The 8999-nt window shown below is 46.4% G+C and carries 9 protein-coding genes; 3 read left to right on the top strand and 6 right to left on the bottom strand.

The genetic code is table 11. From position 1 onward, the window contains the following. The first annotated feature begins 216 nt into the window (after positions 1-216). On the top strand, positions 217-804 hold the full coding sequence (locus tag BHV83_RS10620) for a DUF417 family protein (RefSeq protein WP_122205536.1): 588 nt from the start codon (positions 217-219) through the stop codon (positions 802-804). Between the two features lie 66 nt (positions 805-870). Here the strand turns inward: BHV83_RS10620 and bamJ are convergent, their stop codons facing one another. The 6 genes from bamJ to BHV83_RS10590 form a co-directional block, all read right to left on the bottom strand. Continuing rightward, entirely contained in the window at positions 871-1437 is a 567-nt protein-coding gene (bamJ, locus tag BHV83_RS10615) for a BamJ family beta-barrel-assembly machinery protein (protein ID WP_005649794.1), read from the bottom strand. Positions 1438-1441: 4 nt separating this feature from the next. Next, a complete protein-coding gene (locus BHV83_RS10610) occupies positions 1442-2986 on the bottom strand; it encodes a glycine--tRNA ligase (protein ID WP_005639655.1) in 1545 nt (514 codons plus the stop codon). Between the two features lie 420 nt (positions 2987-3406). Continuing rightward, on the bottom strand, positions 3407-4750 hold the full coding sequence (gene lpdA, locus BHV83_RS10605; RefSeq protein ID WP_022321448.1) for a dihydrolipoyl dehydrogenase: 1344 nt from the start codon (positions 4748-4750) through the stop codon (positions 3407-3409). Positions 4751-4760: 10 nt separating this feature from the next. Further along, positions 4761-5141 carry a hypothetical protein gene (locus BHV83_RS10600; RefSeq protein WP_022321449.1) on the bottom strand — a complete coding sequence of 127 codons (381 nt, stop codon included), beginning with the start codon at positions 5139-5141 and terminating at the stop codon, positions 4761-4763. Positions 5142-5160: 19 nt separating this feature from the next. Continuing rightward, complete coding sequence (locus BHV83_RS10595) at positions 5161-5580, bottom strand: PH domain-containing protein (RefSeq protein ID WP_022321450.1); 420 nt, start codon at positions 5578-5580, stop codon at positions 5161-5163. A gap of 136 nt (positions 5581-5716) precedes the next feature. Then, complete coding sequence (locus tag BHV83_RS10590; RefSeq protein WP_005639644.1) at positions 5717-6418, bottom strand: TapB family protein; 702 nt, start codon at positions 6416-6418, stop codon at positions 5717-5719. A 202-nt stretch (positions 6419-6620) separates the two neighbouring features. Between BHV83_RS10590 and nadB the strand changes: the two genes are divergently transcribed. Both nadB and BHV83_RS10580 read left to right on the top strand, forming a co-directional pair. Continuing rightward, a complete protein-coding gene (gene nadB, locus BHV83_RS10585; RefSeq protein WP_022321452.1) occupies positions 6621-8195 on the top strand; it encodes an L-aspartate oxidase in 1575 nt (524 codons plus the stop codon). A 190-nt stretch (positions 8196-8385) separates the two neighbouring features. After that, a partial coding sequence (locus BHV83_RS10580; protein WP_286757499.1) for a DUF4221 family protein occupies positions 8386-8999 on the top strand: 614 nt, incomplete at its 3' end.

The raw sequence follows: 8999 nt of genomic DNA, 5'->3' as shown, positions 1-8999 counted from the left end.
ATTGTGGTTTTTTCATAATAGTATTAGATTTAAGGTTAACAAAGTTTGGTTAGGGGTTGTCGTGAGACAGCCTTTAATTGTTTATAGGGGTTTCTTTTGCCTATAAATAACCAGATCGGGAAAAATTGATAAGTTATCCGGCAGAATTGCCATTTACCGCAAGCCACAATGGGCCGATATTTGCATTATAAAACAAACATATAAAACAGCAAAGACATGACGACTAAATTAAGTAATCTATTTTACACTTTCCTGAACATTGCAGCTTCGACTCAAAAGTTGGGCATTAACTTGATCCGCGTGGCAATCCTGATCATCTTCGTATGGATCGGAGGATTGAAATTCTATAACTATGAAGCAGAAGGTATCGTGCCGTTTGTGGCGAACAGTCCTTTTATGAGCTTCTTCTATACGAAAAGCGCTCCCGAATATAAAGAATATAAACTAAAAGAGGGGGAATTCAACGAGGCCAAACATCAGTGGCATGTGGAAAACAACACGTACGGCTTCTCGCACGGGTTAGGCATTCTGATCATGGCGATCGGTATCCTGACGTTCTTAGGTATTTTCTCCCCTAAAATTGGCCTGGTAGGTGCAGGACTTGCCATTATCATGACGATCGGAACGCTCTCTTTCCTGGTGACGACACCTGAAGTATGGGTACCGGACTTGGGAAGCGGAGAACATGGATTCCCACTGCTGACCGGGGTAGGCAGACTAGTAATAAAAGATACGGCAATCATTGCCGGGGCGATCGTAGTGTTCTCGGACTGTGCACAGAGGATATTGAAACAGAAGAAATAAAAAGTAGAAAGGGGCTGCCTACACATTGTATAGACACCCCCTTTTTATTCTTTTATAAATCAACTTTTAACTTGCCGAAGCTGCCTGCTCATCCACCGATACCAGCTCGATTTCGAATATCAAAGTCGAATAAGCCGGGATATCACCGTTGTCGCTTGCGCCATAGGCTAGCTGCTGCGGAATCCAAACCTCATATTTATCTCCTTCAACCATATGTTGCAAAGCAACTGTCCAACCAGATATGACGGAACCATATCCATTCGGATTGGAGTTCGAATAATTCGCATAGTATGAACTGACCGCACACTTGAAGGGCGTACCGTCTTCAAACAACCGGGCATCAAACTCCGTTCCATCTGTCAAAGAACCTTTATAGTAGACCGAGACACGGCTATTGAAATAGGCTTGCTTGCCATTCCCCTTTTCAATCAGTTTGGCACAAACATAACCATCACCGGCTTCCGAATACCATCTTACAAAACCGGTTTCATTTACTTTTGCCTGGAAGGCAATGTCCTGTTCCAACTTATAAACCTCTCTTTCAACAGCTTCAGTATCATCGTCATCATCCTTGCAAGAAGAGACAACGAAGACACACAACAACATCAACGCGATATGCAGGTATTTCTTCATGCGTTTATTCCATTATCTTTTTTAATAAATTCTTCATGCTTACCTTTTCGGAGATAATGTCATGCAACTTGTCGATGCTCACACGTTCCTGTTCCATCGTATCGCGGAAACGGATCGTGACACAATTATCCTTCAAAGTATCGTGGTCAACTGTAATACAGTACGGGGTTCCGATAGCATCCTGGCGACGATAGCGCTTGCCGATAGAATCTTTTTCGTCATACTGGCAACGGAAATCGAAACGCAACATCTTCATGATCTCCTCAGCCTTTTCAGGCAGACCGTCTTTCTTCACCAACGGCAATACGGCGAGCTTGATAGGCGCCAACGCTGCGGGCAACTTCAATACAACACGTGTTTCGCCGTTTTCCAATGTCTCTTCGCAATAAGAACCGGCCATCACACTCAAGAACACGCGGTCTACACCGATAGAGGTCTCGATTACATACGGAGTATAGCTCTGGTTCAGTTCGGGGTCGAAATACTGGATTTTCTTGCCGGAAAACTTTTCGTGCTGGCTCAAGTCGAAATTCGTACGGCTATGGATACCTTCCACTTCCTTGAAACCGAACGGCATTTCGAATTCGATATCAGTAGCCGCATTTGCATAGTGGGCCAGCTTTTCGTGATCGTGATAACGATATTTTTCATTACCCAATCCCATTGCCTGGTGCCATTTCAGACGAGTAGCCTTCCACTGCTTGAACCATTCCATCTCTTCGCCAGGACGAACGAAGAACTGCATTTCCATCTGTTCGAACTCGCGCATACGGAAGATGAACTGACGGGCAACGATCTCGTTACGGAAAGCCTTACCGATCTGAGCGATACCGAAAGGTATTTTCATGCGGCCGGTCTTCTGTACGTTCAGGAAGTTGACGAAAATACCCTGTGCTGTTTCCGGCCGCAGATATACTTTCATGGCACCGTCTGAAGTAGAACCCATCTCCGTAGAGAACATCAAATTGAACTGGCGGACATCGGTCCAGTTACGGGTTCCGGAGATCGGGCAAACGATTTCGCAATCCAGGATCAGCTGGCGCAGGTCTTCGAAATTGGAATCATTCATGTCTTTCGAGTAGCGTTCGTGGATCTCGTTCCACTTAGCCTGATATTCAAGCACGCGTCCGTTCGTCGCGCGGAACTGGGCTTCATCGAAAGCATCACCAAACTTCTTCGCAGCCTTGGCCACTTCCTTATTTATCTTCTCCTCGATCTTCGCCAGGTGATCTTCGATCAGTACATCGGCACGATAGCGTTTCTTGGAATCCTTGTTATCGATCAGAGGGTCATTGAACGCGTCGACATGGCCGGATGCCTTCCAGATAGTAGGGTGCATAAAGATAGCCGAATCGATGCCGACTACATTTTCGTGCAACAACGTCATGCTGTCCCACCAGTATTTCTTTATGTTATTTTTCAACTCTACGCCATACTGCCCATAATCGTACACTGCTCCTAAACCGTCATAAATCTCTGAAGAGGGGAATACAAACCCGTATTCTTTACAGTGCGAAACTAATTTCTTAAATACATCTTCTTGTGCCATAATAATAATTTGCCAATTAATTAATGTGCCAATGTGCCATTTTTGTGCATTGGCACATTATTAAGTTTGCAAAGTAAATGATTTTTTTGGTAACCTGTAGCATTTTCAGCATCTTATAAGGATATTTTCGAAGAAACATCAGCTAAATGAAACCAACTCCTATCCTGGTAAGGACGAACGGCTACCCGTTTCGGAGCAGTTTCATAGAGGGGGAAATTTTGTTCCATTGGCATGAATCTTTTGTTTCTTCCCATAGAAAACAAATTTTCACTGGCGAGAAAAGTTATTTTCTCCTCATGGAAACAGATAAAACATTCCACACTTCAGGTTGATTAAAGCAGGACTTTCAACAAAAAGATCCCGATCCATCGAACAGTCGCCGGGATGGATCGGGATCGGGCATGTATGGGGAATAAAATATCAGAGCGCTTCCTTAAGGATCTCGCCTACGGTCGGATGTGGGAAGACGATGGACTTCAGCTCGGAGGCCTTCATGCCTTTTTCGACAGCGATCCCGGCTATGACGATCAGCTCGGAGGCCGGATTTCCCAAAAGGTGGGCGCCGATGATCGTTTCGTCTTCAGCCAAAATCAGCTTGCAGACGCCGTTGCCCTGCTCGTTTTCAGCGACAAAGCGGCCGGAGAACGCCATCGGTATCTTCTTGACGGTGTAAGGAGTTCCTTCAGCTTGCAACTCCTCTTCGGTCTTGCCGACACCCGCGATTTCGGGGTTGGTATAAACAACGCCCGGAATGGCTTTATAACTCATGCTGCGGTTCTTACCTAAAATATGATCGACAGCCACTTCCGCTTCGCTGACAGCCGTATGGGCCAACAGGGAGAAAGCGGTGATATCGCCGCAGGCATACACATTCGGGACGGAAGTCTGCATAAATCCGTTCACTTTGATCCCGTTGCGGAAAGGTTCGGGGGCCAGTGTTTCCAAGCCGAAACCTTTGGTCACGGGATGACGGCCTACGCTCAACAGGACTTTTTCGCCTTGGATGACTGATGTCTCGCCGTCTTTCTCGACCGTCACATCGCCGCCGTTTACGGCAGTCACCTTATGTCCTAAATAGAACTTGACGCCCCGTTTGGCATATTCGACCTGCAACATCTCGGACAGCTCCCTATCCATCGGACCGAGAATCTTATCCAGCATCTCGACCACATGCACTTCCGTTCCCATGCTGTTGAAGAAGGAGGCGAACTCCATGCCGATCACACCGCCACCGATGATCACCAGCGAAGTCGGCAGTTCTTTAGACAGCAACGCCTCACGGCTTGTCCAGTACTCCGTTTCCGCCAATCCGGGAATGGGAGGTATGACAGTTTCCGAACCGGTGCAGATAAGCAGGTTGGCGGCTTCATAAACAGCTTCGCCCGAGGCGATAGTGATCGTTCCGTCGGCTGCCCGCCCTTTGATTTCGGCTTCGCCGCTCACCACTTCCACGCCGTTCTCCTTCATCTTCATGCGGATGCCGGCTGTCAGTTTCTTTACGACTTTATTTTTACGAGCGATGATCTTCGGGAAATCGAAAGCAGGATTCTCCGCACTTACCGCATATTTGGGGGCGTGTTTGATCGTATCAAACACTTTCGCAGAATAAAGCAAAGTCTTTGTCGGCACGCATCCTTCATTCAGGCACACACCGCCTAACGCGTTCTTCTCAAAAAGCACGGTGGACAAGCCACCCGCAGCCGCCTTCTCGGCAGCCGTATAACCGGCGGGACCGCCTCCGATTATGGCAACATCGTATTTCATGTTCTCAGATTTAATTAAATTTTATATTGGGATTAATTTGTTGTAAGATCGAAATAAATTCTTCCTTGTCGGCCGGATAAAAAGAGGAGCGCCTCTCTATGCCTCCTTCCATACGGGAGTAATAGACGACGACTTTGTTACCGCTGCATTCGAGCCGGGAGATCAGTTTCACGTCGATTTGCCCGTTTCCGTGCAACATGTCCCTATCCGTTATCTGATACGGACGTAACTGAAGTATAGTTAACGGCAGGAAACAAAGGATCAAGGGTAGTCGATCAAATTTGTCCTCGCTGAAAGCATCCATAATAACCAACAATGCAAATACTCCTAATAAAATCCAGAAGATGTATACATGCCAATCTTTCTGGTTTTTCCGAATCCGTGCTTTCATGGTAATCTGTTTTTAAGTTTTAGATAACCGGTTCCTTTATCCGGATATCGGAATTATGCTTCTTCAACAGCTTGACGAAGTCCTGCTTGTTGACCGGCGAAATCAATAGCCACTGCGTGTCGCCTTTGTAGATGATCAGACGGTCCAGTGACAGGGCGTAGCTCGAGACAGGCATCACTGTCACCTCGACGGCACTAATCTCCGAAATAGGAATCCGCTTTTCCGGGAAAAAACTGCAATGGGCAATCAGATAACCATCCGCCGTTATTTTATACCAGGTCGACAACAGCATGTGAATACACTCCAATGTAAACAACAGCAGCACGATCATCGTTACGGGAGACTTGCCGCCCACAAATGCAGCAACAGTGCTTGCCGCCATCACCAACAGTATCAGATGATACCACCAACCTACTTTCGATTTAAAGACTCTGTCCATATCCTGAATTTTGCCGAAAGATAATCATTTTATTTCTTTTGGCGATTCAGGGAAAAGAAAATGCGCTGCAACTTCTCAGTAACAACGCATCCACTTAAACCGGTCAAACAATTCCCAAAAAGGAATATATCTTACATTACTTTACAACTTCGAGGACAGTATAGTATTGCAACTGATTGTTGTTATTATACTGTTCGTTCTTTACGACACCCACATTCGGAGCGTACCATTCATATCCATAGCCCTCGATCGTTTCCTTCGGGGAGCGGGATTTGATTTTATATTTTACTTTCGTGCAGTCGAACGTGCCGGCGGGAGTCGCTACCTGTTCGGTCGTCACATATTCGCGGTCGTAGATAGACACGTTTTTGCGATCCTTCCGATTCTTCTTCGAGTAGATCTGAATGGTTGCATCATCGAAATACATATCGTCGCCATTATTGGACGGAGCGTTCGATACACTCGGATAGTTAATGACTGCTTCGGTAGCAGCCAGATCAGACTGGATGGTCGACACGAAAGACGGATTTGACAAAGTCTCCTTCATCTCGATAAAGAACTCACCATCTCGGCAGAATGCTTCTAGGTCACCCTTGTCATAAACCGTACCTGCGCTATTTTTGAACACATAATCGGCTTCCACTTCCAGGCCGGACGGGATGTTCTTCACTTCATCGACCGTGTAGGTCATCACACTCTGCAGGTTTCCTTTTGCATCATAGCCTTTTTTTACGAGCTGCGTACCTTTGGTCTGCGGGAAAAAGAACGTACAATCCTGAGCCATCGCACCAGCCGCAAACAACAAGGCCAGAGCGTTCAATACAACTTTAGATTTCATATTTTAAAACGTTTAAGTGTTAATAATTAGCAGGATATCCAATGCCCCAATAGAACAGGGTTCCATTCTGAGATGTTTACGACGAGAAGTTTAAAATATCCAAAGAATCAGTAATGCGGACTATTTTGCACGAAAGCGGGCTGTATAAGGTACAACTAAATAAGTTAATTCCTAACTTTGTCAGCCACAAAGGATATAAACTATGGTACAACAATTCGATTTCTTAGTGATCGGTTCCGGTATCGCTGGCATGAGCCTCGCCTTGAAGGTAGCCGATAAAGGGAAAGTAGCCATCATCTGCAAGACAGAGCTGGAAGAAGCGAACACCTATTTCGCGCAGGGAGGCATTGCTTCGGTAACAAACCTGCTGGTAGACAATTTCGACAAGCATATTGAAGACACAATGATTGCCGGCGACTGGATCAACGACCGGGAAGCCGTGGAAATGGTCGTACGAGGCGCACCGGATCAGATCAAGGAACTCATAAGTTGGGGTGTGAACTTCGACAAGAAGGAGAACGGCGAGTTCGATCTTCACCGCGAAGGAGGGCATTCCGAATTCCGCATCCTACATCACAAGGACAACACCGGCGCCGAGATCCAACTAAGCCTTATCGAAGCGATCAAGAGACATCCCAACATCACGATATTCAACCATCACTTTGCAGTAGAGATCATCACGCAGCATCACTTGGGTATCATCGTCACCCGTCATACGCCGGGCATCAAATGTTACGGCGCTTATGTGCTGAACGAAGACACCGGTAAGGTAGACACGTTCCTGTCCAAGGTAACAGTTATGGCAACAGGCGGTTGCGAAGCCGTTTATCGCAACACAACCAACCCGCTGATCGCTACGGGCGACGGTATCGCAATGGTGTATCGCGCGAAAGGAGCTGTCAAAAACATGGAGTTCATCCAGTTCCACCCGACCGCTCTTTTCCACCCGGGAGACCGTCCCTGTTTTCTGATCACCGAAGCCATGCGCGGATATGGCGGCGTCTTACGTACGCTGGACGGAAAGGAGTTCATGCAAAAATACGACAAACGTCTGTCTCTCGCCCCGCGTGACATCGTAGCACGTGCGATCGATAACGAGATGAAACTCCGAGGTGAAGATCACGTTTACTTGGATGTGACCCATAAAGACCCGGAGGAGACGAAGAAGCATTTCCCCAATATCTATAAAAAATGCCTCAGCATCGGCATCGACATCACGAAGGATTATATCCCGGTAGCTCCAGCAGCCCATTATCTGTGCGGCGGTATTAGTGTCGATCTGAACGGGCAATCCAGCATCCGTCGTCTCTATGCCATCGGCGAATGTTCCTGCACAGGGTTGCACGGTGGAAATCGCCTGGCTTCCAACTCGTTGATCGAAGCAGTCGTATATGCGGATGCAGCAGCTAAACATATCCTAAGCGTCCTCGAACGTTACGATTTCAACACCGATATTCCCGAATGGAACGACGAAGGTACGATCTCTACCGAAGAACGTGTATTGATCACCCAGAGCATGAAAGAAGTGAACCAGATCATGGAATCGTATGTCGGCATCGTCCGCAGTAATACCCGCCTGACCCGCGCCTGGAACCGCCTGGATATTCTGTACGAAGAGACGGAAAGCCTCTTCAAACGCAGTAAGGCCTCAAAAGAACTGTGCGAATTGCGCAACATGATCAACGTCGGTTACCTGATCACCCGTCAGGCAATGGAACGTAAGGAAAGTCGCGGGTTGCACTATACGATCGACTATCCGCCGTTAAAGAAAGATTAAAAGCCCGGAAAAAGCATGTCAAAATCACCTTGTTCCCGCACTCTCCCACACGAGGCACGGGAACAAGGAGTTTTTAATTTTCTTCCTTTCCTTATAATTTATTATGAACATGAAAAAGCACCATCTATTACTATTCTTTTTATTCCTGTTTATCTCCTGTTCAACGCACAAAAAGTACGGAGCATGCTAATTGAAAGAGACAGACGAAACGCTGTCTTTCCCGATCGATTCGGACACGAAAAACAACTTCAACATTTATTCAGTCTATAAAGACAAAGACGGAAAAGAGTATTTCACTTTCCAGAATATTGAAAACAATACGATCCACTTCTATGACCTGAAACAGCAGAAACCGGCGTTCAGGATAACCCCTTCGCAGGAAGGAAGTAACGGTGTTGGAAGGATATTCGGTTATTACATTCAGAATCTCAACAGTATTTACGTCTTCAATTTTTACGAAAGTGGGCTATACTTGATTAATAAGAACTGCGACCTTCTTGATAAGCAGCCTTTTCCTGGATTAAAACCTTCTTGTTTTATGGCTACAGCCTCACAATTACCTGTACGTATCGAACACACTCTATATACCTGCATAGAACCAAATCGCCTGATTGAGCATGACCCTGTTTCCGTCGCAATCAATATGAATACGAAAGAGGAGAAGAAACTGCCCTTCGATTATCCCGATTATCCCGGTTCGGAAGTCAAGCTGAAACGATACGGCATGGAAGCCAGTTACAGTCGTTGCTATGACGGCCAACGCTTCATTTACTCGTTCCACTATGACGAGAATATCTATGTGGC

It is taken from the genome of Parabacteroides sp. merdae-related_45_40 (genome assembly GCF_001915675.1).
This window is presented reverse-complemented; position numbering and strand designations above follow the sequence as displayed.

Bases quoted from the DNA above. Each gene is read 5' to 3' on its own strand.
- BHV83_RS10595 (WP_022321450.1), bottom strand. From the start codon at position 5,580: ATGGACAGAGTCTTTAAATCGAAAGTAGGTTGGTGGTATCATCTGATA.
- BHV83_RS10590 (WP_005639644.1), bottom strand. From the start codon at position 6,418: ATGAAATCTAAAGTTGTATTGAACGCTCTGGCCTTGTTGTTTGCGGCT.
- BHV83_RS10600 (WP_022321449.1), bottom strand. From the start codon at position 5,141: ATGAAAGCACGGATTCGGAAAAACCAGAAAGATTGGCATGTATACATC.
- lpdA (WP_022321448.1), bottom strand. From the start codon at position 4,750: ATGAAATACGATGTTGCCATAATCGGAGGCGGTCCCGCCGGTTATACG.
- BHV83_RS10620 (WP_122205536.1), top strand. From the start codon at position 217: ATGACGACTAAATTAAGTAATCTATTTTACACTTTCCTGAACATTGCA.
- bamJ (WP_005649794.1), bottom strand. From the start codon at position 1,437: ATGAAGAAATACCTGCATATCGCGTTGATGTTGTTGTGTGTCTTCGTT.
- nadB (WP_022321452.1), top strand. From the start codon at position 6,621: ATGGTACAACAATTCGATTTCTTAGTGATCGGTTCCGGTATCGCTGGC.
- BHV83_RS10610 (WP_005639655.1), bottom strand. From the start codon at position 2,986: ATGGCACAAGAAGATGTATTTAAGAAATTAGTTTCGCACTGTAAAGAA.